At 55.0% G+C, this 25,170-nt stretch carries 17 protein-coding genes and 1 pseudogene; 7 read left to right on the forward strand and 11 right to left on the reverse strand.

Translation table 11 applies throughout. The features are described 5' to 3' along the window. Nucleotides 1–534 precede the first annotated feature (534 nt). Entirely contained in the window at nucleotides 535–4,608 is a 4,074-nt protein-coding gene (locus tag ABC395_RS25360; protein WP_459564683.1) for a bifunctional 2',3'-cyclic-nucleotide 2'-phosphodiesterase/3'-nucleotidase, read from the reverse strand. Between the two features lie 290 nt (nucleotides 4,609–4,898). Between ABC395_RS25360 and ABC395_RS25365 the strand changes: the two are divergent. Next, nucleotides 4,899–6,360: pseudogene (locus tag ABC395_RS25365) on the forward strand (alpha-amylase). A gap of 696 nt (nucleotides 6,361–7,056) precedes the next feature. Here the strand turns inward: ABC395_RS25365 and ABC395_RS25370 are convergent. The 6 genes from ABC395_RS25370 to ABC395_RS25395 form a co-directional block, all read right to left on the reverse strand. Beyond that, a complete protein-coding gene (locus ABC395_RS25370; protein ID WP_413006483.1) occupies nucleotides 7,057–7,446 on the reverse strand; it encodes an ArsR/SmtB family transcription factor in 390 nt (129 codons plus the stop codon). A gap of 1 nt (nucleotide 7,447) precedes the next feature. Continuing rightward, nucleotides 7,448–7,870: an SRPBCC family protein gene (locus tag ABC395_RS25375; RefSeq protein ID WP_413006484.1), complete on the reverse strand. Its 423-nt coding sequence runs from the start codon at nucleotides 7,868–7,870 to the stop codon at nucleotides 7,448–7,450. 26 nt (nucleotides 7,871–7,896) lie between these two features. After that, nucleotides 7,897–8,283, reverse strand: a complete 387-nt coding sequence (locus ABC395_RS25380) for a hypothetical protein (RefSeq protein ID WP_413006485.1) — start codon at nucleotides 8,281–8,283, stop codon at nucleotides 7,897–7,899. Nucleotides 8,284–8,400: 117 nt separating this feature from the next. Further along, nucleotides 8,401–8,898 (reverse strand): GyrI-like domain-containing protein, encoded by a 498-nt coding sequence (locus ABC395_RS25385; RefSeq protein ID WP_413006486.1) that lies wholly within the window; start codon nucleotides 8,896–8,898, stop codon nucleotides 8,401–8,403. Between the two features lie 66 nt (nucleotides 8,899–8,964). Continuing rightward, nucleotides 8,965–9,903: a helix-turn-helix transcriptional regulator gene (locus ABC395_RS25390; protein ID WP_413006487.1), complete on the reverse strand. Its 939-nt coding sequence runs from the start codon at nucleotides 9,901–9,903 to the stop codon at nucleotides 8,965–8,967. A gap of 21 nt (nucleotides 9,904–9,924) precedes the next feature. Next, nucleotides 9,925–10,299, reverse strand: coding sequence for a winged helix-turn-helix transcriptional regulator (locus ABC395_RS25395; protein ID WP_413006488.1), 375 nt, complete (start codon nucleotides 10,297–10,299; stop codon nucleotides 9,925–9,927). A gap of 319 nt (nucleotides 10,300–10,618) precedes the next feature. Here ABC395_RS25395 and ABC395_RS25400 point away from each other — a divergent pair, with 319 nt between their 5' ends. The 3 genes from ABC395_RS25400 to ABC395_RS25410 all read left to right on the forward strand — a co-directional run bounded on the left by ABC395_RS25400 (nucleotide 10,619) and on the right by ABC395_RS25410 (nucleotide 14,791). Then, nucleotides 10,619–11,650, forward strand: coding sequence for an LLM class flavin-dependent oxidoreductase (locus ABC395_RS25400; protein WP_413006489.1), 1,032 nt, complete (start codon nucleotides 10,619–10,621; stop codon nucleotides 11,648–11,650). 342 nt (nucleotides 11,651–11,992) lie between these two features. Further along, complete coding sequence (locus ABC395_RS25405) at nucleotides 11,993–13,198, forward strand: cytochrome P450 (RefSeq protein WP_413006490.1); 1,206 nt, start codon at nucleotides 11,993–11,995, stop codon at nucleotides 13,196–13,198. Nucleotides 13,199–13,945: 747 nt separating this feature from the next. Further along, nucleotides 13,946–14,791, forward strand: a complete 846-nt coding sequence (locus tag ABC395_RS25410) for an alpha/beta fold hydrolase (RefSeq protein WP_413006491.1) — start codon at nucleotides 13,946–13,948, stop codon at nucleotides 14,789–14,791. Nucleotides 14,792–15,027: 236 nt separating this feature from the next. Here ABC395_RS25410 and ABC395_RS25415 read toward each other — a convergent pair whose 3' ends face one another. Then, the gene (locus ABC395_RS25415; protein ID WP_413006492.1) at nucleotides 15,028–15,906 is read right to left on the reverse strand and encodes a polysaccharide deacetylase family protein; all 879 of its coding nucleotides are present in this window, start codon (nucleotides 15,904–15,906) and stop codon (nucleotides 15,028–15,030) included. Between the two features lie 258 nt (nucleotides 15,907–16,164). Continuing rightward, nucleotides 16,165–16,593 carry a MarR family winged helix-turn-helix transcriptional regulator gene (locus tag ABC395_RS25420; RefSeq protein WP_413006493.1) on the reverse strand — a complete coding sequence of 143 codons (429 nt, stop codon included), beginning with the start codon at nucleotides 16,591–16,593 and terminating at the stop codon, nucleotides 16,165–16,167. 244 nt (nucleotides 16,594–16,837) lie between these two features. Here ABC395_RS25420 and ABC395_RS25425 point away from each other — a divergent pair, with 244 nt between their 5' ends. Both ABC395_RS25425 and gdhA read left to right on the forward strand, forming a co-directional pair. Continuing rightward, entirely contained in the window at nucleotides 16,838–18,502 is a 1,665-nt protein-coding gene (locus ABC395_RS25425; RefSeq protein ID WP_413006494.1) for an MFS transporter, read from the forward strand. Between the two features lie 165 nt (nucleotides 18,503–18,667). Continuing rightward, nucleotides 18,668–20,050: an NADP-specific glutamate dehydrogenase gene (gene gdhA, locus ABC395_RS25430; protein ID WP_413006495.1), complete on the forward strand. Its 1,383-nt coding sequence runs from the start codon at nucleotides 18,668–18,670 to the stop codon at nucleotides 20,048–20,050. Here the strand turns inward: gdhA and ABC395_RS25435 are convergent. Both ABC395_RS25435 and ABC395_RS25440 read right to left on the reverse strand, forming a co-directional pair. Then, nucleotides 20,047–20,436, reverse strand: a complete 390-nt coding sequence (locus tag ABC395_RS25435; RefSeq protein ID WP_413006496.1) for a hypothetical protein — start codon at nucleotides 20,434–20,436, stop codon at nucleotides 20,047–20,049. The genes gdhA and ABC395_RS25435 overlap by 4 nt on opposite strands. 801 nt (nucleotides 20,437–21,237) lie before the next feature. Then, nucleotides 21,238–22,602 (reverse strand): extracellular solute-binding protein, encoded by a 1,365-nt coding sequence (locus tag ABC395_RS25440; RefSeq protein ID WP_413006497.1) that lies wholly within the window; start codon nucleotides 22,600–22,602, stop codon nucleotides 21,238–21,240. Between the two features lie 674 nt (nucleotides 22,603–23,276). On the opposite strand from ABC395_RS25440, the gene ABC395_RS25445 reads away from it, so the two are divergent. Further along, nucleotides 23,277–25,088, forward strand: coding sequence for a methyl-accepting chemotaxis protein (locus tag ABC395_RS25445; RefSeq protein ID WP_413006498.1), 1,812 nt, complete (start codon nucleotides 23,277–23,279; stop codon nucleotides 25,086–25,088). Nucleotides 25,089–25,170: the final 82 nt, after the last annotated feature.

Genomic DNA, 25,170 nt, shown 5'->3' on the forward strand with positions numbered 1-25,170 from the left:
TTCATCAAATTTATACAATGCCATTCCAAAGAGGAATCCTTCTCACCTCCATTGCATTCTCTTCGCAGGCACTGCTTCTAAATTCAGCCGCTTGGCATGAACTTAAAACAAACTCATAAATATGGATAATGCTCATCCGAAAACTTGGTAAACGGTTACATAATGCGGTTGAAAGGGCAAACGTGCGCTGCTCACAGAAAGACTGAAGTGAATGAATTTTACAATAAAATTATTGATTAATTATGAATGACGACAAGCCGAAAGTGGGGAAAAACTGAGGATAAATTTGCGGAAGTTATTATGCCGGTTACTAATAATTATAATGGTTTTACAAAAGGTTAACAGGGATGTTTTTATCCACTGGAAGGGGATAATTCTCTATCAGGCTATTAAATTCACGGATTTTTTATACTTATTAACGATAATAAAAAGCCCATTTATGACGCGAAAATTAATACAAAAAAACCGCCGGGGAATTGTATCCCCCGGCGGCTTTTCCGGATGGCTCGGCGCCATGCCGCAAACGCGATCCGGTTACTTCGTAATGCCGTTATAAATGACTTGCGCCGCTTCCGCACGTGTGGCTTTCGCACGAGGTGCGAACACGCCATCGGCACGTCCGGTCATCAGGCCCTTCTCGGCGGCTGTTTCCACAGCCGTTTTGGCCCAGGCGCTGATTTCCCCGCCATCCGTAAAGACAGCTTTAGGCGTACCTGTCGTTCCTTGAAGCTGCGCGTACATGCGTGTAATCATGACCGCCATCTCTTCACGCGTAATCTTCTGGTCCGGCGCGAAGGTATCTGCGGAATTGCCTTCCACGATGCCCTTCTCGGATGCGGCCGCTACGGCTTCCGCATACCAGTTTCCGGCCGGCACGTCTTTAAACGCGGACGGCTTGGAAGAGACGAGCTTCATCTGTTTCACGATCATGTTCACGAACTGGGCGCGGGTCACATCCTGCTCCGGCTCGAAACGGTTGTCGGCTACGCCGTCGATGATCTGCTTGCCGGAAAGCTCCTGAATGACTTTATAAGCCCAGTGTGTCTGCGGAACGTCCGCGAACGACTTCAGGTTCACGATACGGCCGTCGAGAGCCGCCGTGATTTTGCCGCCTTTGAACGTTTTCGTGATGTAGTTGTAGAACACATCGAGATCGATCAGGCCGGCTTGAGAGTTTTTGCCTTCCACCAGCACTTTATAGTTGTCACCGCCCGCAGCCATGAAGTTATTCACGGTTACGGTATACTCGGCGGCATCCTCAATCGGAGTGCCGTCCGCTTTCGTCAGCTTCACGATACGCTCGGCTGCCGGCTTGCTAAAGTCGGCCGTATACTTCAGACCGGAAATTTGCAGCGTTTTGGTATCTGCGGATCCGTCCGATTTCTTGCCCCACTGCTGCTGCAGAAGCGTTTTGATCTGGGAGCCTGTCAGCGTCATTTTAACGAGCGTGTTGCCAAACGGCTGAATTTTCGCGAGATCGGAGAACTTGATGTCTCCTTTAGGCAGATCGGCACGGATACCGCCCGGGTTCATGAAAGCGAAGTCCGTGTTCATGCCGTCACGCATAGCGTCCGCAATCAGGTTACCCAGCGGAGCTTCTTCGTTGTAGGCGTTGTTTCTGGAAATCACGGAATCCGTCGTACCGACAGGCTGCTTCAGAACCGGATATTTGTCCAGGTATTTGTTGATCAGAGCGACCGTATCCGCATCAGGTGTTACGCCTTCCTGCTTCACATCAACGATTTCCGCCGTTTTCTTCACGATATCGCCCGTAGCCGGATCGATTTCGAGGTCGACGTCGGCAAACGCCGTGCCGTAGGAATACGCTTGAACGATCAGCTTGTTGTCTACGACCGTATTAACTTTGGCATGATTGTCACCGGCGAAAATTACGTCGACTTCATCGTCGATCGCGTTAGCCAGATCAACCGCCTCGCCGGAAGCCACGTTGTCTTTCACGCTTGCCGGATCGTGCGCCAGAACGACGATCGCTTTTACGCCTTTGGCTTTCAGTTCTTGTACGGCTTTGTTTACAACGGGAGCCTGTTCAACGAACTTAACGCCTTTCAGGCCGTCCGGAGATACTTTGGACGGAGTGGAGTTGGTCGCCACGCCGATAAATCCGACTTTTTGGCCGCCCACCTCTTTGATTACGTAAGAAGGCAGAATGTTCTCGCCCGTCTTCTCGTCCACCACGTTAGCGTTCACGTACGGGAAGTTCAATTTATCGAAGGTCACGTCTTTGTTCTTCGTATCGGTGCCGCCCTTGATTTGAGCGAGCATAGCGCCTACGCCCTGGTCAAACTCGTGGTTGCCCAGCGTGCCTACGTCGAATTTCAGCATGTTCATGAATTCCAGGGTCGGCTTGTCGCGCTCCATCGAGGAGACCGGTGCGGTCGCGCCTACGGAATCACCTGCATGAACGAGCAGTGTGTTCGGGTTCGTTTTCTTTCTTTCTTTCAAGTAAGTCGCCAGGTAAGGGGCGCTGCCCACTTTGCCGGTCGCGGTTTCCGTCGTCGTATCGAGCTGACCGTGGAAATCGTTAATGCCGAGGAGCTGGACTTTGACGTTCTTGTTGTCCGGTTGAGGCTGGCCTTTTCCGCTCAGGTCGATGGAATAGACGCTGAAGCCTTTGTCCGTCGCGGCCCCCGTGCTCTTGATATGCGGGTTCTCCGGCAGATACGTAACGGCACTCGGAGAGCTTGTGAACGTGACTTTCACATTGCCGGTAACCGGTGCGATGGACCAGTTTTTGTCCGCGGCCGGGTTGATCGTTTTCTGTTCGGAAATATAATCCATCAGCGCCTGACGGTTTTCGTCCGCGGAATCCACGATCAGCTCCGCGTTCTTGAGACCCGGGAAGTTCCCGCCCCCGCTTGCGCGGTAGTTGTTCGTCACCACGATGAACTCCTGGTTAGGGTCGATCGGCTTGCCGTTGAACTGGAGATTCACAATCCGGCTGGAAGAAGCGTCGTTAACGGCTCCGTCCACTTTGTATTTCGCCGGTTTCGTTACGTCCACCTGGTAAGTCACTCCGTCGATCACGTCGAAGTTAAACACCTGGAAGGAGGCGTTCAGAAGCTGCTGCTCATCCGTTTTGGCCGGGTCGATCTGATTGAACATGCCCGCCGACATTTCCAGCCATTCTTTCACGCCGGAGCCTTTGATTTTGACGGCTTTCAGCGTGTTGTCGTACAGATAAAGGTCGCTCGCGCTCTTGATCGCGATCGGGCCTTTGGCGATATCCGTGTACTCCGACGGGCCGTTGCGTCCGGCTTTGAACGGAGCGCCTACGGAGAGAATCGGAAGGTCTTTATATTGCGGCAGAGTCGTCGAAATGTACTTGCTCACATATTCCTTCTGAGCGTTCGTGACGATCTGGACCGAAGGGTCGTCCTGCACAAGCGCGAAATAGCTGTGAATCGGAGCCGTCGTTTCGCCGATCGGCTGGTTCGCGTATTTCTTCGTGCCCTCGTGCTCGGCCGAAACCGCTTGTACGATAGCCGGATCGGTATCCACAAGCGCTTTTTTGGCCGTGCTGTCATAGATATAACGGGTCGAGGACTGGGAATTCGAAACCTTCCACTTGCCGCTCTCCTGCACGAGCTTCAAGTCGATAAGACCGAGGTTCGAGCCGCCGTAGCCGGACTGTACGGCCGCAACGCCGTTGATTGTGCCCTTGGCGTTGTCTACGCCGGCAACCGGGTTGCCGTTCGCGTCTTTAAAAAGCGCGTCGAGCTTCTTCACGTCAGGCGTAGGGAACACCTTATGAGAGTGCGAGAACGTAATCGCGTCGATGCCGGGCACCTTGCTGAGAGGCAGAACCGCGTTCTCGGCGAGCTGGTCATTCGCCGCAGCCGTACCGTCAAAACCGGAGTGCGCCATCGCGATCACGATATCCGCACCTTTGGCTCTCATTTCAGGCACGAATTTCTTGGCCGTCGCGACGATGTCCCTGGCCACGACTTTGCCGGTAAGGTTAACTTTGTCCCACTCCATGATTTGCGGAGTCACGAGTCCGATGACGCCGATTTTGATTTTCTGATCGTTGCCGTTCTCGTCTTTGAACGTCTTGTCCATAATCAGATAAGGCGTGAACTTGTTGACGTCGTTATCCGGGTTGTTATCTTTGTCATCTATGTACACGTTAGCGTTAATGTATGGGAATTTGGCCCCTTTGATCGATTTGTCGAGAAAATCAAGGCCATAGTTGAATTCATGATTGCCGAAGGTAGCCGCATCGTAATCCAATAGATTCATAGCTTTGTAGACAGGATGAATGGCGCCGGGGTCTTTGAGCTGGTTAATCTGGGCCATGTAGGTTCCAAGCGGAGTCCCCTGGATCAAGTCTCCGTTGTCGACAAGGAACGTGTTGGGGTTTTCCTTACGCGCTTCCTTGATCAGCGTGGCGGTTTTGGCCAAACCTACGCTTGCCGCCGCAGCGTCCTTATAATAATCATAGTCTACAAGATTCGTATGCAAATCCGTCGTTTCCATGATACGAAGATTAACGGTCGGGGAAGCGGATGTTTGCGCTTGCACAATGCCTCCTAGAGACTGGGATGAAATGATGCCGAATGCGAGGGAAGCGGTCGCGAGCTTCTTCATTCTTCTGAACTTCCTGGATCCCATTGCGAGAATTCCACCTTCCTGAAAATAGTTACTTACCGATTTTAGCAGGTTCGGAATTAACCGTGTGTAAAATATTTAATAATTTTGATGAAAACGCTTAAAATGATTCTTAAGTCCCGTATTTAACCACCGGTCAATCCCGGAGACAGCCCATTTAAACCACGCGGGTTTAGACAGGACGTCCACTTGGGTAACCATTCCTTAGACCAAAAGAGATGAGCGACCCTTTGCTACAAAAGGCCCATAGTCGATTAGGAGGAAAAGGAATGACAAGGAATCATACGATGATGCAGTTTTTCGAGTGGCACGTCCCCGCGGACGGCTCCCACTGGAAACGGCTTAAGGAGCTGGCTCCCGAGACTGAAAAAGAAGGGGTTCGACTCCGTCTGGATTCCCCCGGTTACGAAGGGCCAGTCCGACCAGGATACGGGCTACGGCGTGTATGACCTGTACGATCTGGGGGAATTCGACCAGAAAGGGACGGTCCGGACCAAATACGGAACGAAAGAGGAACTGCTGGAAGCCATCAAAGCGTGCCAGGACAACGAGATTTGCGTTTACGTGGATCTTGTGATGAATCATAAAGCGGGCGCGGATGAGAAAGAGCTGTTCAAGGTGGTTCAAGTGAACGACCAGAACCGCAACGAGGTGATTTCCGAGCCTTTCGATATCGAAGGCTGGACGAAATTCACTTTTCCGGGGCGCGGCGACAAATACTCGGCTTTCAAATGGGATTTCGGGCATTTTAACGGCACCGATTACGACGCCAAGGAAGATAAAACCGGCATTTTCCGCATCCTCGGAGAGAATAAGAGCTGGAACGACAACGTGGACGACGAATTCGGCAACTACGACTATCTCATGTTCGCCAACATCGATTACAGTCATCCAGGCGTGAGAAAAGAGATGATCACCTGGGGCAAATGGCTCGTCGACACTTTGCAGTGCGACGGATACCGGCTGGATGCCATCAAGCATATCAACCACGATTTCATCCGGGAATTCGCAAGCGAAATGATCAAGAAACGCGGAGAAAACTTCTATATCGTGGGCGAATTCTGGAATCCCGAGGTAGCGGCCTGCCGTGAATTTCTCGATAACGTCGATTATAAAATCGATCTGTTCGACGTCGCTCTCCATTACAAGCTCCACGCCGCCTCGCAGGCCGGCAAAGATTTTGACCTCACGACCGTGTTTGAGGACACGCTCGTTCAAACCCATCCGCTGCACGCCGTCACCTTTGTGGACAATCACGACTCCCAGCCGAACGAATCGCTGGAATCGTGGATCGAAGACTGGTTCAAGCAGAGCGCGTATGCCCTGGTCCTGCTCCGTAAGGACGGTTATCCGTGCGTCTTCTACGGAGATTACTTCGGCATAGGCGGCGAGGCTCCCGCAGAAGGGAAGGCGGCGGCCATCGATCCGCTGCTCTATGCCCGCCAGCATAAAGCCTACGGCGAGCAGGAGGACTACTTCGATCACCCGAACACGATCGGCTGGGTCCGCCGGGGAATCGCGGAAATCGAGCGCTCCGGCTGCGCGGTCGTCATCTCCAACGGCGACGACGGCGAGAAGCGCATGTTCGTCGGCGAAGAGCGTGCCGGACAGGTGTGGCTTGATATGACCGGCACGCGGGAAGAAGAGATCACCATCGGCGAAGACGGTTTTGCCGCCTTCCCGGTGAACGGGGGAAGCGTGTCCGTCTGGGCGCAGCCGGATGAGGGCTGATGCGAGGGTTTACGGCACGCATGCGCCAGTGAAGCCGAAGCCGGGCGGGCAGGCGCGCGGGGCATCCGGTGCGGCCGGCCATGCTCTTCCCTCTTCCCGGTAAAAACGGCAAAAAAAGCGGGGGCTCCTTGCAAGGAGCCCCCGCTTTTTGCTTTTTACGGGAAATGCCAAGCCGCCGGCCGGCCGGCTTAAAGGCCGTAGCAACCGGCCAAGACGCGGCGCAGCAGCTGGTTTAGACGTGGTTGTACGCAGCCAAACTAAATTCTGCAAGGTGCCGGATTTACTTTCCCGATACGAATTAACCGCCCGCCACAGTCTGTCGCCTGTTTAATAAGAGTTCTACCCTATTGTTCCGCACCACGCGAAGCTTTCAGCGCATGGTGCTCGACGTCACATGACAGTGGTCAACATTGTTCCCCGTGAAACATTTACTGGCACGCCTTCAAAGCTTCCCGTGATTTGACGGGTGGACCTGCAAAGCTTCCCGGTAGCCCGGCCCCTCGGTAAGAAGAGGGTTCCGGGGTTCCGGGGTTCCGGGGTTCCGGGGTTCCGGGATTCCGGGGTTCGGGGGTTCGGGGGTTCGGGCTTCCGGGCTTCCGCCGTCCGCGGCCGGCTCGCGCCTGTATACACGGATGCGCTCCGTCTACGGCGCAGCACCGCGCCTGAAGTCTGCGCGGGCGGCAGGAGCCGGGCGGGCTACTGCCTGCTTCCCGGCTCCACGGCCTTGAGCCCGGAAGCCGGACTGCCTCCGCCGCCTTCGCCGGGTTCGTCCGCCTCCACGAGCTGCTTAAGCACGGAGAGCCGGTTCTCCCAGAACCGCTCGTAGTACGCGAGCCACCGCTTCAGCTCCTGCAAAGGCTCTGGCTGAAGCCGGTACCGCTTCTCGCGGCCGACCTTCCGCTCCTGGACAAGGCCGGCATCGGCGAGAATGCGCAGATGCTTCGAAACGGCCGTCCGGCTCATCGGAAAGTGGCCGCTGATCGCGTTGACGGGCATCTCCTGCCCGGCAAGCAGATTCAGGACCTTGCGGCGGGTCGGGTCCGCAATGGCCTGAAATACGTCCTGGTTCGGTTCGGCCGCGCCCATATCAGGCCTCGACGTGCTTGCGCAGTGCCTCGACCAGACCTGTCCAGCCGCCGGACATACGCTCGCGCACCTCCGCATGGGATTGGCCGAATTCGGTCACCTTCTCCGGATCCCATCCCGCGTGGATCAGGGTGAATTCGGTTTTGCCGTCCAGGTCGGCCAGCTCGAAGGTCAGCGTCCAGTCTTTGCCCCACCGGAAAGAAAGCCGGTTCGGCGGATCAAGCTCGGTCACTTTGCAGGGAGATTTCCCGAAAGGCCCCGCTTCAAGATGGAATTCATAGCCGAGTTCGGGCTGAAAATCATTGGGCATAAACCATGCGGCGATTCCTTCGGATGTGGCCACCGTGTTCCATACCTTCTCGATCGGGGCGTTAAAAAGCTGAGTCTGTCGGATATCCGGCAGACGGTTCGGTGTGTCGGTCATCTATAATTCCTCCTGTAAGCAGGTATTTATTTCTTGGATTTTACCAGGTCCGAACGGCGAAAACGCAAAGCAGACCACTTGTCGTCGACGGCCACATTGCTGACGGGCCGGTATTCCGTGTTATTTTGTACCTTTGCAGCTAAAGTATCCCGGTTAATGTCCGTTTTGACTTTGGAACTCTGCTTGGGATACGTAATCCAGAAAACGGCGTCCTCTTCAAGCATAGGGATTACCTTCGGCACCCACTCATCGGCCTCCTGTCCGTCGTTTACAAACAACTGGACGAAACCGGCCTTATCTTCGGGCGAGCCTCCGCTTTCCGCTTCTATGCCGAGGCGGTATCCTTCAGGCGCGTTAAGGACGAGAGCCCGTCCTTCTTTATAACGAAGTTTTTTGAGCAATACTTCTGACATGGTGCCATTCCTCCGTAATTTTAGGAAACGTTTTGGTTTCGTATTTGATTATAGGAAACCTTAAGGTTGCATGTCAAGACAAGAAAAACGCCGGCTGGGTATGCCGGCGTCTTCACTTTATCGGATAGCGATATAAATCTGCACGATACTGTTCTCGGGATCAAAGCCGCGGCCGTCGTACACCTCGAAATCTCCCGTGTACGTGCGCTGTTCCTCCGCGTTTTGGAAATAGGTCCAGATTTCCTGCCACAGCTGCGGCACAACTTCTTTTACCGGGCCTTGCCGGGTTTCGAAAACCATGTATTTGGCCGCGGGTACTTCCGCAAGCTGAAGACCGGAAGACCCGGCCGTGGACGCGGAGGCATCTCCGCTGATTTCGTGGCCCAGCAGCGCCGTATATTCTCCCGACGCGTCACTCTCATAATCCGTATAAAGGCCGTAAATCAGATGAGGGTTCACAACGCCCGGCCTGGATGCAAGATCGCTGCCGAAAAACTGCTGCCAAAGCTGTGAAAGCTTTCCTTCCGGTCCCGCCTCCGCGGCGTTCGTGGTTCGGACACTCACGCCCGCCAGTCTGAAGGATGGTTTATTTTCCAAAACAGATTTCATTTTCATAGATTCATTCTCCTCTTTTCCCTGTTTAAAAGTAGTGTAGCCGGGAAAAGTGGACACCTGTATGTCCTAGTTTTCGTAACGAAGCAAAATTTTGCGGGCCCGCTCCCGGATTTCTCCGGCCAGGCTGGGCGGATGCTCGATCTTAAGGCTGTCGCCGAAGCTGAGCAGCATCCCGTAAAACCATTCGTCCAGCGCAAAAACCCCTTGGACGCACAAGTTTCCGTCCGGCAGCACACTCACCAGACCGGGCGGGAAAGCGTCTCCCACGCGGTGCCGCACTTCCGGCCGGAAATGGAGCGTCATCTCCACTTCCTTGTGGGCAAGCCACTCCGAGTTCCAGCTGTATCCCTCAAGTGAAGGAACTTCACGCGGCTCCGAAGCCTGGGAAAGAACGGACAAATCCGCAATCCGGGAGAGACGGAATATACGGAATTCTTTTCTCATCATGCAGTACGCGTGCAGATACCAGACGGAGCCCTTTAGGATAAGGGCCGCCGGTTCAACGATTCTTTCGGTCTCCGTCCCGTTCGTGTTCACGTAAGTGACAGCGGCCCGCCGGCCTTCTTCAATCGCCCCTTTTAAGAGAGAAACTTTGTTTTTCGCCGCCTCTCCCTGCCCCCACGGGTGGAAATCAAAAACGAGCTCGTCCTTGCGGCGCTCCCAATCCGCGGTATCCGTCCGCAATAGAAGCCCCTGCACCTTTTCCGCCAGATTAGCGTAAGTCTGATCGTCGAGGGCCCTGCTTACGCCTTTAACGGCTGCAAGCAGCGATGAAATCTCTTTCAGCGAGACAAGCTGTCTGGCCAGCGTATACGGCTCCATAATCTCGAATCCGCCGGATACGCCCTGATGGGCGACAACCGGAATTCCCGCCCGGCTGAGCGTCTCCATGTCGCGGTAGACGGTTTTCGTCGTCACCTCGAACCGTTCGGCGAGCTCCTTGGCGCTTATCCGCCCCCGGTTGAGCATGAGCACCGTCATCGCAAGCAGTCGGTCTATCTTCACTGCCGTCATCCTTTCCGGAATTCATAATTCCTCATTATTCGGTGCGGACACCTCTTCCGTGTCCGGCTTCTGTCCGGGCCCGATTCTATGCCTGTGCCTGACACCCCATTCCGACATGACGTTCAGCACTTCCTTGATAGTGCGGCCGTAAGGCGTCAAAGAATACTCCACCTTGGGAGGAACTTGTTTGTATACTTCCCGGTGAACGATTTCGTCCTGCTCCAGTTCACGCAGCTGCTGCGTCAGCATTTTTTGGGTAATCTCCGGCATACTATGCTTGAGTTCGCCGAAACGGCGGGTGCCTTCCGTCAGATGGCATAAAATAACCGGCTTCCACTTGCCTCCGACTACCTTGAGGGTCAGCTCTACGGATTGTTTATAAGATTCCGGCTCCATGACTACGCTCCTTTAGTATCCTTTAGGTATCTATATTACTTAAAAGTAGGTACTTGCATTCAAAAATGCACTCTTTCATAATAACAGTAATTAACGCAGGCTGAATGTTCCTCCCTCAAATAGAGGATTCTATAAAACAAGATACGCGCTTTGTCAAAATCCCCGTTTTCCGATCCGAAAAAGAGGCGGCACAAGCTTAAGGCATGTTGTCAAAAACACGAACATGAACCCCTACCTGTATCCGAAGGCAGGGGTTTCCTTATCCGGCACGGACGGTACGATATCCGGTCCGGCATTTTAATTCAGGAGGCTGATTCCGATGGCTGACACCAACCAACCGGCAAAAAGCATCACCCGTATCCCGCTCTCCATTCTGGATCTGGCTCCGGTCGTCCTCGGAGCCACACCCGCGGATTCGTTAAAAAATACACTCGATCTCGCTCAGCACGCCGAACAGTGGGGATATCACCGCTACTGGCTGGCCGAGCATCACAATATGCCGGGCATCGCAAGCTCGGCGACCTCGATCGTGATCGGCCACGTCGCCGGCGGCACGAAGAAAATCCGCGTCGGCTCAGGCGGCATCATGCTGCCGAACCACGCGCCGCTCGTCATCGCCGAGCAGTTCGGCACACTGGAGTCGCTCTATCCGGGCCGCATCGACATGGGCCTCGGACGGGCGCCCGGCTCCGACCAGCTGACGGCCCGGGCTCTCCGCCGCGGTCCCGAGAGCGACGGCCAGCACTTCCCGCAGCAGCTCGAAGAACTGCGGGGCTATTTAACCCCCGGACCCGTCGCTTCCGCGGGCCGTGTAAGAGCCGTGCCCGGCGAAGGGCTGAACATTCCGGTCTGGCTGCTCGGTTCCAGCGGCTTCAGTGCGCAGCTGGCCGGCCAGCTCGGCCTCCCGTTCGCCTTCGCCAGCCACTTCGCGCCGGATTACCTGATCGCGGCGCTGGAGCTGTACCGCAGCTCCTTCCGCCCGTCCGGGGCGCTGAAGGAGCCTTACGCCATGATCGGCGTCAATGTCTTCGCCGCCGATACCGAGGAGGAGGCGCGCAGGCTGGCGACCTCCCACGAGCAGCAGTTCCTGAAGCTCATCCGCGGACAGACCGGTCTGCTCAACCCGCCGGTGGACAACATGGATGAGCTGTGGAGTCCGCACGAGAAAGCCGTCGTCCGGAAGCAGCTCAGCATCACGGCGGCCGGAACGAAAGAGACCGTGCGGGAGAGGCTCGACTACCTGCTGGCGGAGACGCAGGCGGACGAGCTCATCATCACCTCTCAGATCTACGATCACGCGGCACGGCTGCGTTCCTATGAGCTTCTGGCGGAAGCCGCCCGGGAGCAATAAAACTGGCGGACTGTCCGGCGGTTCTTTTATTCGAAGGGGATAATCCGTTCCCGGATTTTTTCTCACTTGAGCGCCTCAGCGGTATCATTTTACACACCCGCTTGTTACGCGCCCGCCCGGCTCTCAGCCTGCGATGGCACTGACCTGCCGCTTGCGGCTTTAACCGGCATTTTTCTCCAAACCGCTTTGCCTTTCCGGGCAGGCGGTTTTTTCACGTGGAACATGGATAAAATAATCCATCCGCTCATAATAATTAACATTTGTTTCCTTTTAACCAAAAAAGGGTAAAAATTAAGATGGCCTGTACACCAATCTATTCTTTCTTAAGAGGGAGGCTTTATTATGGCGGTTAAAGAGCAGTTGTTCATTCACGAAATTACCGGCTTCAAAACGAAGGACGAGTTCTGGAATCCCTACCCCTGGTACCAAAAAATGCGCGAAGAATCGCCGGTTTTCTATGATGAGCGGCAGGATACGTGGAATGTGTTTCTTTATGACCATGCCAAGCAAGTTCTGAGCGACTACAAACTTTTTCCCAGCAAAAGAGAGCGGAGCCTGATTCCGGTTCCCCTCAGCGACAATAAAGTGAACCTGATTTTCTCCGATCCGCCCGATCACCGCAAACGCAGAGGACTGCTGGCCAAGGCTTTCACTCCCCGCAGCCTGGAAGACTGGAAACCACGCATTCAACATATCGTGGACGAGCTTGTGGCCAGCGTAGCGGAAAAAAAATCCGTCGATCTCGTAAAAGAACTGGCCATTCCTCTGCCCGTCACGGTCATCGCCGATCTGCTGGGAGTGCCTTCGAAAGATTGGGAACAGATTAAAGACTGGTCGGATATTTTGTTCATGCCCCACGATTTTCAGCATATCGAAGAGATGCAGGCCGCTAAAGGCCGGGCCAGTAAAGAGTTTATCGAATATTTGCTCCCGATTGTCGGGCAGAAGCGGACGCAGCTCCGGGACGACATCATCTCCGATCTCATTCTCGCGGAATATGAAGGGGCCTTTTTCACGGATGCCGAGGTCGCCCAGACCGCTATGGGTCTGCTCGGCGCCGGGAACGAAACCACGACCACGCTGCTGACGAACATGTTCTACAGCCTGATCAAGGATCAGCCCGGTGCCTACCGTCAGCTGCGCGGAGACCGGAGTCTGGTGCCGCAGGCGGTTGAAGAAACGCTGCGCTACCGGTTTGCGGCTTCTCTGGACCGGAGAATCGGGGAAGACACGGACGTATTCGGCCCGAGGATGAAAAAAGACCAGTTGATCATCGCGTGGGTTTCGTCCGCCAACCGGGATGAAAACCAGTTTCCGGACGGTGAATCGTTCGACGTGCAGCGCAAGGACATCAAGCACCTGACGTTCGGCAGCGGCCAGCATTTCTGCCTGGGGGCTCCGCTCGCCAGAATGGAAGCGGTGAAGGCGCTGGAAACGTTCGTGGACCGCTTCTCGGATTACTCGATCCCGGACGACTTCCGGCCGCAGGATCACCTGGCTCCGAACAGCCACAACCTGACTTCGCTGCCGGTTACTGTCGAAGAGTAAGCCGCTTGGAGGAGTGGAGCCTGAACCCTCCTGCATGTGGGGCGCCGGGCAGGCCGCCTATCGGGCCGAAATCATGCGGATGAGGGACCGCCGTCCAGAGAACCCGAAAAAGGCACATCTTAAGACCGGCTTCTGCAAGAAATGCAGAGTTCGGCTTCCTGCCGGGTGCACGATTTGCCCATCCGCTTTATTTCCCTTCTTGCCTTCACTGGGGTGAAATGGTAAAATGTGCTTATCTTATAATGAACGGAGGGTTATGTGTGGGAACAGTTAATTTCGATCGACTTTACGCAGCTAACTAAATAGCGCTTAAAGGCCCTGCCCTGTGCAGGGTGATCGGGATTGGTCTGCCTGCTTCATAACCCAAATTAGCCATAGGCTTAAGAGGGCGGGACTTCTCCGTCCTCTTTTTCTATGCCCTCTGCCGCCGTAAGCAAGCCCTTCGTCGCGGCCGCCCTCCGGCATCCCTTCGGTGCTCCGGTAACGGAAATGTTGATCAGCCGCGTGTTCCGTGCCGCCTCACCGTGTGGCCGGACTCTTTCGGGGCAAGAGCCGCTGCCCGCTTCGGGCATCGGCTTTCCCCCGGACGGATGCCGCGGCGGTGTACGCTGAGGTCCAGGCTGCCGAGCAGCCAGGGGAACACACACGCGTAAGAGACTTCGGGGCACTCGCGTTCCTTTCCGGTCACCCGACACAGGCAGCGCCTGTGTTTTTTATTTTTTTCTAAGAATCGGAGGGTATATAAACATGAGTGAACGAATGATACGCGTTAAGGATATTGAACTCTGCACGGAAAGTTTCGGGAATCCCGCACATCCGGCTGTCCTGCTCATTATGGGGGCAACGGCTTCCATGCTGTGGTGGGAAGAAGATTTTTGCAGGCTGCTGGCCTCGAAAGGCTTCTTCGTGATCCGCTACGATAACCGCGACACCGGTCGCTCCGCAACCTCTGAACCGGGTCGTCCCGGGTATACGTTCGAGGACATGGCGGACGATGCCATCGCCGTTCTGGACGCCTACGGGGTAGAAAAAGCCCATTTCGCGGGAATGTCCATGGGAGGCATGCTCATTCAGATCATCGCCCTCAGGCATCCGCATCGCGTGCAGGGCATCTCGCTTCTGAGCACGATGTATTTCGGTCCCGGATGGGAAGAGCTGCCCCCGATGGAAGCGAAGGTCGAAGCTTTCTTTAATTCCATGGGAGAGATGGACTGGTCCGATCCGCAAGCGCTCCTTCGGAACGCCGTTGACAAATGGCGCATCCTTACGGGGTCCAAGCATTCGTTTGACGAAGAAAGAGTAACCGCCCTGGCCGAAAAAGACATTGCGAGGGCCCTTAACTACGCGAGCTCTTTCAACCACAGTTTTGTGACAGGCGGAGAAGCCTACCTGGGCCGGAGCGGCGAGATTCAAGCGCCTGCCCTTGTGATTCACGGCACGGAAGATCCCATCATCCCTTACGGACACGGGGAAGCGCTGCGCGACTCGATTCGGGGTGCTGAGCTGTTAACGCTTGAGGGTACCGGGCACGAGCTGCCGCGGGCCGAATGGCCCGCCATTATCGGCGGTATCGCCAAATATGCCGCTTTATAACTTGTCACGCCAAAAAAGCCTTCGAAGCCGCTCTTACAAGCGGTTCCGAAGGCTTTCTTTTGTAATCCCGCCGCCTAAATGCCGAAAAGCGGCTCATCTGCCTGCACCCCGGCTCGGGCTTAAAGTGCCGTAGACAACCGCGGAGAAGCTTACGGTTCCTCCTAAGCTCTTCGTCCGGTTTCTCCTCTCCCATGGAGGCTTCGCTTCGCCGCAGGTGCCGGCACCGGTTCAAAAAGTTAAAAAACTTTTTTGAGCATGCTCCACAAAACGTCTGCCGTTATATAAGGTTCTCCGGCATTTATTCGGCGGACGATTTCGCTCCCCGGCCGGTTAATCCCGTCTTCAATCGAGAAAAAGAGCTCGATCCCCGCCCGTCGGCCTTCTACCGCGACAGCGTCCGTATAAGCCCCATAGGGAAAAGCCAGCAGACGGCGGTGCTTGCCCGTTTCTTCATCCAGCCTCTTTTCCAGAAAAGCGATGTCGCTGCGGATCCGTGTCCGGTACTCCCCGTCGATTTCGCCCCGCTTCTTCTGCTCCAGAAACATCCGGGTGATTAGCGCCGGGGTCATCGTCTCCGTCCCGCCTTCGGGGATTTGCCGGTGCAGATTGTAAGTGTGGTTATAAATGCCCATGCCCGCATCCCTCAGCTCGCGGATCTGATTCCAGTTCAAATGGGGCTCGGCGTCCCGATTGAACTGGTCCGATGAAATGCCGACGATAAAGTTGGAAGCCGTCACGCCGTGGTTTTTCAAAATCGGCAGGGCCTCGGTATAAAAGGTTTCGTACCCGTCGTCAAAGGTCAAAACAACGGCATTGGGCGGCAATTTCCCGCCTTCCCGCATAAACTGCACAAACTGTTCCATCGGGACGATTCGAAACCCCCGCTCCTTCAGCATCTCCAAATGCTCCTCAAATTGCCCGGGAGTCACGGTTGATGGAAGATCCTTGCGGTTGCCGGCCGTCTTCCGGATATCATGGTACAGCAGGACGATGGCTTTATTCTCGTAATAGACCGGACCTGCCCCCTTGCCCCTTCCATTCCGGTCCCATCCCACCGCAAGAATCAGAAGAATCCCCAAGACGATGCCGCAGGCCGCCAAAACTATGTTTTTCATTCCTATGCTAACCTCTCATACTCCGTCGTAATAAGCGCACTATACTATAGTCGTAAGCGGACGGTTCCGGGTTCAAACCGATGAATGCAGCACAAAAAAATCCCTTCTGACGGCACGCATGCAACCTTCCGGTCAACATCCTGTCTAAGAAGGGACTTATCGGATCTATTCGGTTATCCGGCTTCTCCGCTTGCCCGCGGTTGGCGGTTTCTTCCGGCTCAATTATAGCAGGTTTTGCGGATAGGAAGAGCTTTTAAATCACTTTTTCTCCCAATCGGCGAGAGAAAGATTCAGCTTTTCCAAGGTTTCCTCCAGCCGGGAAAGCTCCGCTTCAGGCCAGCTTCCCAAAATCTCCGAATACGCTCCGATGCGCGCTCTGCGGACATTGCCGAACACCTCTCTGCCACGGGGAGTTATTTCAATCAGGCTTGTCCGGCCGTTTCTCTGGTCGGGAGAGCGTCTGATAAACTGCTTCGCTTCCAGTGCCGCGATTTGTCTGCTCGCCGTCGATACGTTAAGCCGGAGTTCGTCGGCGATCGCATGGATGGCCACGGGCTCGCTCTCCTCAAGTTTGCTCAGCAGGATATAGCCGGAACGGTCCAGTTCGCCGAGCTTGGGGCTGATGGCCGTCGTCAGGCGCACGAGCAGGGCGATTTCGTATTCGATCTTCTCCAAAATATCCTTCATGTCGGCTCCTTCCCGCGCTTCCGCAGGCTCTCAATTGATTACTTTTAGGATACATTCGGACGCTTGTATTATGCAATCTCGGTTCCATATAAAATCAGGCGGGACCCTCTTAACGATCCCTTCACAGAAGAAAACCCGGTTATTGCCGGTTGATTTATCCGCGTTTTGGTGTATACTGCAATTTGTATCATACAACTTGTATAATGAAATATATAAAATCCTATGCTTCCGGGAGGTCTTTTTTATGACCCAGCTTACTGCACCTGGGACCGGCTCCGCCGCAGGTACGCGAATCAGAAGGATTCCATCCCATCTGATTATTTCCGTCCTGACGATTTTGACGATCGGTCCCCAATATTTTCTGAACGTCTCGTTCATTCTCAATCAGACCCTGATTCAAAGTACGCTGACCTCGAGCTCGAAGGGCCTGCTGCTGCTGTCCATCGTGTCCAATCTGGCCTTCGCTCTCTGCGTCCCGATCGGACCTGCGGTTACCAGGCGCTATGGCATACGCAGAAGCTATTCCGCATTTATGCTCGTATTTCTTCTGGGGTCGCTGCTCAACCTGCTGTCCCCCAACATGGGGCTTCTTCTGCTGGGAAGAATTTTGCAGGGCCTCGGATCAGGCTCGCTATTCCTTACGATTCTGCCCGTGAGTCTCCGCTCCTTCCCTAACCGGGTGCGCAACCGGTTCCTGCTGCTCGCCGTCGGAGGCTTGTTCGGCTCGTCCGCCGTCGGGGCCCTGCTCGGTTCCCTGTCCCTGACGTCGGATACGTGGCGCTGGCTGTTTGCCTTAAGCGCCGTAACGTCCATCCTGTGCCTGCTGGTCGGGCCTTCCGCTCTTCCGGCGGAACCTTCATCGCCGGCCTCAAGGCCCGCGCCGGACAAAAGCGGCATCGCTGCGCTGACTCTCTTCATGTCGGTGCTGACGGTTCCGCTCTACTATTTGCAGGAAAAAGGGCCGGGTTCGCTCTATGTCTGGCCGTTCTTCGTTATCTGTCTGCTGCTGCTCATCCTCTTCCTGACGCTTGATTACGGTAAGGAGAACCCGCTGCTGCCATGGAGAGCACTCCTGTTCTCCAAGCCTGTGTTCGGCACTGTGATGAGCATAGCCAGCCACATCTCACTGATTATTGTTCTGGCCGGCACCAACGGAGTGCTGCGAAGCGTGCGGGAGATTCCTTTTATGAACCTCACGTACTTTTATCTCTGGTTTTTCATAGGCATCATGGCGTCCGCTCTGCTCTGCACGGTTTTGTACGATCGCCTGGGTCCGGGAATTCTCGGATTCATCGGCTCTCTCGCAGTCATCGCGGTCAGCCTTCAATGGCTGCATCTGGACGCGGAGGTTCCTTTGTCCACCATGTATATGCAGATCGCCTGTCTGGGCGGCGGCATCTCCATGACGCTGATCTCGGGCGCGCTCGGCACGGCCATGGCGGGCAACCTGCACCACGCGGCTCTGCGCTCGGTATCCCTGCACTTCATGCGCAATCTCGCGGGCGCCGTAGCCGCTCCGTTCGTCGGCCGGTTTCTGTTCCGTCACAGCGCCGTGCACTATGAAACGCTCCGCAACCAGATGAACGTGACCAATCCGGCCCTGAACGCCAAAATATCCGAGCTGGCAGGCCGTCTGACAGCCGGGGGTCTTTCCGCCGCGGAAGCGAAAAAGACGGCGGCTTCCACGCTTCTCATAGAGGTAAAAAAAACGGCGCTTCTCGGCGCTTATCAAAATTTGTTCACATTTTTGCTGGTGCTCGGCATCGTCATGCTGCTGGCTTCAACCGGTAAGGCACTGACTGGAAAAGGACGCTCGCTTGTCCAGAAAGAACAGGCCGCAAAAGCTCGGTCCGCGCAGGATACGGCCCCTGTTTTAGCCCTTCCGAAGCCCCCGCGAGAGCATATCTGACGCTAAAATCGTACATTAATCATCCAGTGGTCAAATAAAATTCGGATTTTGCTATCGACCTTTTTTATCGCCCTATAAAGCATTTTTTATGGAAATATGGTTGCTCTCCCATTAAAAACATGTAATAGTATTAGAAAATTAAACCGAACAAGGCTGGTGAAGTGAATGGGAGTATCGCTAGGAGGCAAGGCCGTAAACGAAGTGGCGGCAAGAAAGTATATTGAAGAAGTTTATCAGACTGTTTTACAGCGTAATTCGAATCAATATGAATTCCAGCAAGCCGTTAAGGAAATCGTGGAATCCCTCGTTCCCGTTTTCGCCAAAAACCCGCATTACATGAAAGCCGGTATTCTCGAAAGACTAGTCGAGCCGGAGAGGCTCGTTTCATTCCGTGTTCCCTGGGTGGACGACCAAGGCAATGTTAGGGTAAACCGCGGTTTCCGCGTTCAGTTCAACAGCGCCATCGGGCCTTACAAAGGCGGACTCCGGTTCCATCCTTCCGTTAACGAGAGCATCATCAAATTTCTCGGCTTCGAGCAAATTTTCAAAAATTCCCTGACCGGTCTGCCGATCGGCGGCGGTAAAGGCGGATCGGACTTCGATCCCAAGGGCAAATCCGACGGGGAAGTCATGCGCTTCACGCAAAGCTTCATGACGGAGCTTTGTAAATATATCGGCCAAGATACGGACGTTCCTGCCGGAGATATCGGTGTAGGAGCCCGTGAAATCGGCTACATGTTCGGACAGTACAAACGGATCCGCGGCGGTTTCGAAGCGGGCGTCCTGACCGGTAAAGGCGTTGTTTACGGAGGCAGCTTGGCCCGTCCGGAAGCGACCGGCTACGGCACCGTTTATTTCGTGCACGAAATGCTTCATGCCAAAGGACTGAGCTTCGACGGAAGCACCGTCGTCGTATCCGGCTCCGGCAACGTGGCGATCTACGCCATGCAGAAAGCCCAGCAGTTCGGCGCGAGAGTAGTGGCCTGCAGCGATTCCGGCGGCTATATCTACGATCCGAACGGCATCAATGTGGAGACGGTCCGTCAGCTGAAGGAAGTCGAGAGAAAACGGATCAGCGAGTATACGCTCCTCCATCCCGGTTCCTTCTACCATGAAGGCTGCGAGAAGATCTGGACGATTCCTTGCGATATCGCCCTCCCGTGCGCGACGCAGAACGAAATCGACATCACGTCCGCCAAGACGCTCATCGGCAACGGTGTAAAAGCAGTCGGAGAAGGCGCGAATATGCCGACGACGCTTGACGCCATCGACGCGTTCCTGGAGGCAGGCGTTCTTTTCGGCCCGGCCAAAGCAGCCAACGCCGGAGGCGTGGCGGTATCCGCGCTGGAAATGTCGCAGAACAGCATGCGCCAATCCTGGACGTTCGAAGAGGTGGATGCGAAGCTCCACCAGATTATGAAGAACATTTACCAGGCTTCGATTGAGGCTGCCGCCGAGTACGATCACGCGGACAACCTGGTCGTAGGCGCGAACATCGCGGGCTTTAAGAAAGTGGCCGACGCCATGATCGCCCAAGGCATCATTTAATCTGACTTCTGCCCGGACATATACATGAAAAGCCTCACCGCCTTTTTTAAGGCCGGTCGAGGCTTTTTTTGATCACCTAAGGCGGAACAATCGAATTCCGCCGTATCGGCTGCTTGGGGTCCCAAACCGGTATGGGAGCGGAGAGCTACTTCTTCAGCAGCCAAACAACTCCCGCCGTTACCGCAAATATAACCACCGTCGTCAGCATGTTCTTCAGCATCTTTTTCATCCGTATTTCCTCCCCTGATTGTGTATGTGTTACTTATCAAAACGCTTGCGGTTGGTTGTAAACGATCAGCCTGAGTGTGATAAATCCCGCGGCCCATATCATTGAGCACAGGCAGCCGGATAGAGCCGAGGCTCCCTCCTTTGATCAGCTTCACCATCGCTTCCGGGAAATGCCGGGTCGGCGCTCTCTTTTCGGAGAGCTTTAGACATCGGCGTCCGCTCCGGCGATTGCATACCCGGGGCGCCGGCAGTCTCTGCAAGCCGGAGCATGGCCGGCAGTGCGGACAGCGCCTGCGGCGGACGCCAGAGCCGGGCCGGGGCAGCCTCCGCAGCGGGCATTCCGGCCTCGGCCGATGCCTCCGCGGCGAAGGAAGCTCCTCTGCCGTCCGGCACAGCCTCGCCTCAGCCGCCCCCGGAGAGCTTGAGTCCGCCGTCAGAGACGCTCCAGGGGACTCCTGAGACACGGGAAACCCCGGATGGCCATTCTGGTCTATCCGTTCGTTTCGGCGGCACTGACTGCCTCCTGCGGGCTCTGCGAGAGATGGCCGCTCTCCTCCGGCTCACTCTCTACCTTTTCCGATCCGAACTGAGTCCTCGAAGATGAACAGATCCAGGTCGGTGGCCGGACAGCATTCGAAATGAAGCCGCCTACTCCGAACCGCTTCGCTTGCCGATCCTCGTTTCTTTGGCACGGGTCAAGCCGACCTGCCGTTATATTGACATGTTTCCGTTTCAAGTATCGTCATGGGGATTCTCCTGTTGGATAAAATCGGTCCGGCCGTTATGCAAAAAAGAAACCGTTCTTGCAGGCGAAGGCATCGAAATCCCCCCTGCCTGAATAAGCGGTTTCACTATCTTGTGGAAAGTGATGCGGCACATTTATTCTACTACTACTTTCAAGCCTGTGAGGAAACGAAATACCCGGCGGTATGCGGGGTAACCCAATGGAATCGTCCGGGCTATCTGGCGAGACGCTCGATTACCGACTCGGACTGTTCCAGATTGGACCAGAACAGCTTCAATTCACTGCGCAGCCTGTCCAGTTCCTCAATCGTGATGTTCAGCTCCTCATAGCCGCCGAACGTCGGAATGATTTCGCGGTACATATAGTAACGCGAGGGCCTGTACATCGTATCCGCCCCTTCCCATTCCGCCGCAGATTTGGAGGCCGGAATGCTGAGCGTCTCGCGCCGCAAAGACAACTGCGCGGCTTCCGAACAGAGGAAATCGACCAGCATGCCCGCCGCTTCTTTGTGCCTGGACGTCCGGTTAACGGCAAGCCCCGTCACAAGCAGCAGCGTCCTGGCCCTGCCCGTGTAGGGCAGTGGGGCGAGATCGTACTCGAACGGCAGATCTTTTAAATATTTCAAGCCGTAGTAGGTCGTCATGATCATCGCCGTTTTCTGCTGGGCAAACAGCTTCTCCGCGTCAGCGTCCCCTTCGGACAAAAAAGAGGGAACCGGACCCTGGGTATGGATCAGGTCGCGGAAAGCCCCCAGACTCTCCCACAGCAGCGGATCGTCAAACCGGCAGCCGTCTTCCGTGCGATTGAACTTAAATCCGTTCTGCAGCAGGAACACCGGAAAACGGTTGGTCGACGCGATATGCGCATAGAAGCCGGAAATGCCCCGCTCCTTCCTGATCCGCAGAGCGACTTCCGAAAGCCGGTCCCAGGACCAGTTGCTGTCCGGCTCGTGGAGCTGGAGCTGCCGGAACAGCGTTTTGTTATAGCAGAGAATGACCGGCGAGAACAGCATAGGCTGGGCCATCTGCTTTCCGCCATGGGCGAACACGCCTGGCAGGAAGGAATAAGGAGCCGGATTCGGCGGGCGGGGCTCGAACAGGTCGAGCGCGTCACGGTCCGCCATCTCAAGAAAGTTCCAATTGTTGAGGGACATGACGTCGATCCAGCCGCTTCTCAAATAACCCCGCACCGAATCGGGATAATTCGTATAAGGCAGCGCCGCCGTCTCCACCTGAATATGCGGGTGTTGAAGCCGAAACTGCCGCAACAGCTCCTGCAGTCCGCTTTCGCTATCCAGCGAAGGGTAGCAGCCGATCCTTACGGTGACGGCGTGCTCCGCGTCCGGCTTTATAATCCGGTTTCCCACCCGGGGAACCTTCTCGATCAGTCCTTCGGACACCAGGATATCCAGCGCCTTGCGGACGGACTTTTTGCTCAGCAGATATTGATCCGCCAAAGCCAGCTCGGAAGGCAGGTAATCGCCCGCGGACCGGATAGAAGATAAAATCTCTTTGCGGAGGGTTCCGACCATCTCCTCGAACCGGGTTTGAAACGTAATACGGTCTGGCTTATTGCTCATGGTAAATCTCCTCGTCCAGATCTGGCAGACATAATTTAACAATAGTATACCATAGGACGCCTCCATTTGTTCTACTTGTAACCCACACGGTTCTCAGTTCGGCCACTTTCCGCTGTTCCCGGCCTCTTGCAAACTTTTGACCGGATACCACAGGTGTTTATTTCGCCTCTAATTCCTTGCAAACTTGATGATCCGTTTCGAAGGCTGAATTTTTTTAGAATACCTTGTGTTCATATCGAAATGGAGAGGATGGTGTATTTTTTTGTCGAAATACGAAATTAAAATGTAAAACTGCATTGCAAAAGATTACATTTCATGTAAGGCCATACATGAGTTTATTGGAAGGAGCGATGTAAGCAGGACTATATCCGATACTGCCGGGCCAATTCATTTAACTTAAGATGAGAAGCGCCGGCATGACCGCCCCAGGTCTGCAAGTTACACACCCGCTTTAAAGGTCGGGTTATGCTCTTATTAAACAGCACGATACAGCATTATTGAACACGCTTACAAAAGTAAGACAGGTATCTCGATGGAAACTTACTTAAATTAACTGCCATTCAGCACCTGCGGAAGCCTAAATTCAGGGTTTCCAGCCGGACAGTGCCTGCGTGCCGCTTTATTTCAGACTATACAGGGAAATTTAAATGGATATTGTTTAGGGAGGATCATCTATGAAGGGTTTAAACCGGCTGCGCAGCGTCCAGGGAAAATTGTTTATCATTATAGCCGTCGCGCTGCTGCTGCCCGCATCTCTGCTCGGTTATCTCACTTACAAACAGACCGAATTCGTCAACTACACGGCAGTAACCGGCAAAAAAGAAGAGCTGGAAAAGCTGTCTCCCCGCTTCGCCGAAATGTTCTCCGAAGCGGAGAAGCTCGTTCTGGAAGCAGCCGCCAAACCCGAAATGCAGCTTGATAAATACGCCTTCCCTGAACCCAAGCGGACTGACTACCAGAATATGCAGAAAGTGAACGATGTCCGTCAAAACGATTTTTATGTAAACTTTTTCCCTACTCTGCTCGATCAGAACTATTATTTGAGCATGTTCTACTCGACGGTCAAAGGCCAGTCCTACATTTACCCCAAGGTCCCCCTTGAAGTCGATCTCACGAATTTCGATTCGCGGGAACGCGGCTGGTACAAAGCGGCCATCGCCAACCCGGATAAAGTAAACTGGTCCGATCCGTACCTGGACGCCGTGAACACCAGCATCTCGACCATGACGTTGTCCAAAGCCGTCAAGGATGCCAGCGGCACCGTCATCGGCGTCATCGGGCTTGATTTCGGCTTGAACGCCATGGCCGGCGTGATGCGCGACAACATTAAGATCCAGACCGTCTGGATTCTCGGTATTACCTTTGTCATCGGCATGACCGGTCTCTATCTGTTCGTACGCCAGTTTGCCGCCCGGATTAAGGCGCTGCGCAGCGGGATGCACAAACTTGAAGAGGGCGACTTCACGCATAAGGTGAAGCTGAAAGGACAAGACGAGATCGCCGATCTCGCCAGAAGCTTCAACGACATGGCCCTCTCGCTGGCCGGGCTGATCCGCCAGGTGTCGGTTTCGGCGCATACCGTGACGGAAGTGGCCGGCGAAGTGTTCCAGCAGACGAAGTCGTTCTCCGGCTCTTCGCTGGAGGTCACCCGGTCCGTCGAGGAAATCGCCACCGGGGCGGGCGAACAGGCGGCCGTAGCCGAGCAGAACAGCCAGATGGTGAACGACATCGACTCGCTGATGCTCCGTCTCCGGGAAGATACCGGAGAGACGGTAGCCATCGCGCGGGATACGGAAGGGCTGAGCGCGGCCGGACTCCAGCAGTTGAATTCCCTGCAGGATCTTGCGGCGGAAGGAACCCGGAAGAACGAGCACACCCATGCCATCGTTCACGCGCTCAAAACGAAGTCCGAAGAAATCGGCCATATCATCCGGATTATCCGGGAAATCGCCTCGCAAACCAACCTGCTTGCGCTGAATGCCTCCATCGAGGCCGCCAGAGCCGGCGAACATGGCTCCGGCTTTGCCGTCGTCGCCCATGAGGTGAAGAAACTGGCCCAGCAGTCGGAACAGTCCGCGGACATTATCAACTCCATCGTCATGGACATTCAGCAGGAAATCGGCAGTACGCTTTCGTCTTTCACCGAGTATAACGAGCTGATGAGCCAGCAGAACCAGTCCCTGGAGTACACGAAGGTTGCTTTTACAGGCATCTCGGACGCGGTTGAAAGAACCACTTCCCGCATTCAAGTCATGTCCGAGAGTATCGAGAAGATTACCGCGATAAAAGACGGCATGCTGAATTCCATCTCGAACTTGTCCGCGATCAGCCAGCAGACCGCGGCCGGAACCGAGGAGGTCGCCGCAACGATGGAAGAGCAGCGGACGGCCGTCGTCGCCCTGACCGACATGTCCGACCAGCTTAAAGCGACGGCCCAGCATCTGATCGGCGAGACCCGGCGATTCAAGCTGGAGCCGGACAACTGAGCGGATCCTATGCCTCATCCAGCCGGATAAAGCCCGCAGGTCCTCCGCACTTGCTCTGGACTAAACCCCAGCGGGATACCGC

The organism is Paenibacillus canaveralius, assembly GCF_047238265.1.
GTDB lineage: Bacteria > Bacillota > Bacilli > Paenibacillales > NBRC-103111 > Paenibacillus_F.

What these genes read in the sequence shown, in the direction of transcription:
- ABC395_RS25360 (WP_459564683.1), bottom strand. Translation starts at nt 4,608, where the DNA reads ATGAAGAAGCTCGCGACCGCTTCCCTCGCATTCGGCATCATTTCATCC.
- ABC395_RS25370 (WP_413006483.1), bottom strand. Translation starts at nt 7,446, where the DNA reads ATGGGCGCGGCCGAACCGAACCAGGACGTATTTCAGGCCATTGCGGAC.
- ABC395_RS25375 (WP_413006484.1), bottom strand. Translation starts at nt 7,870, where the DNA reads ATGACCGACACACCGAACCGTCTGCCGGATATCCGACAGACTCAGCTT.
- ABC395_RS25380 (WP_413006485.1), bottom strand. Translation starts at nt 8,283, where the DNA reads ATGTCAGAAGTATTGCTCAAAAAACTTCGTTATAAAGAAGGACGGGCT.
- ABC395_RS25385 (WP_413006486.1), bottom strand. Translation starts at nt 8,898, where the DNA reads ATGAAAATGAAATCTGTTTTGGAAAATAAACCATCCTTCAGACTGGCG.
- ABC395_RS25395 (WP_413006488.1), bottom strand. Translation starts at nt 10,299, where the DNA reads ATGGAGCCGGAATCTTATAAACAATCCGTAGAGCTGACCCTCAAGGTA.
- ABC395_RS25400 (WP_413006489.1), top strand. Translation starts at nt 10,619, where the DNA reads ATGGCTGACACCAACCAACCGGCAAAAAGCATCACCCGTATCCCGCTC.
- ABC395_RS25405 (WP_413006490.1), top strand. Translation starts at nt 11,993, where the DNA reads ATGGCGGTTAAAGAGCAGTTGTTCATTCACGAAATTACCGGCTTCAAA.
- ABC395_RS25410 (WP_413006491.1), top strand. Translation starts at nt 13,946, where the DNA reads ATGAGTGAACGAATGATACGCGTTAAGGATATTGAACTCTGCACGGAA.
- ABC395_RS25415 (WP_413006492.1), bottom strand. Translation starts at nt 15,906, where the DNA reads ATGAAAAACATAGTTTTGGCGGCCTGCGGCATCGTCTTGGGGATTCTT.
- ABC395_RS25420 (WP_413006493.1), bottom strand. Translation starts at nt 16,593, where the DNA reads ATGAAGGATATTTTGGAGAAGATCGAATACGAAATCGCCCTGCTCGTG.
- ABC395_RS25425 (WP_413006494.1), top strand. Translation starts at nt 16,838, where the DNA reads ATGACCCAGCTTACTGCACCTGGGACCGGCTCCGCCGCAGGTACGCGA.
- gdhA (WP_413006495.1), top strand. Translation starts at nt 18,668, where the DNA reads ATGGGAGTATCGCTAGGAGGCAAGGCCGTAAACGAAGTGGCGGCAAGA.
- ABC395_RS25435 (WP_413006496.1), bottom strand. Translation starts at nt 20,436, where the DNA reads ATGGTGAAGCTGATCAAAGGAGGGAGCCTCGGCTCTATCCGGCTGCCT.
- ABC395_RS25440 (WP_413006497.1), bottom strand. Translation starts at nt 22,602, where the DNA reads ATGAGCAATAAGCCAGACCGTATTACGTTTCAAACCCGGTTCGAGGAG.
- ABC395_RS25445 (WP_413006498.1), top strand. Translation starts at nt 23,277, where the DNA reads ATGAAGGGTTTAAACCGGCTGCGCAGCGTCCAGGGAAAATTGTTTATC.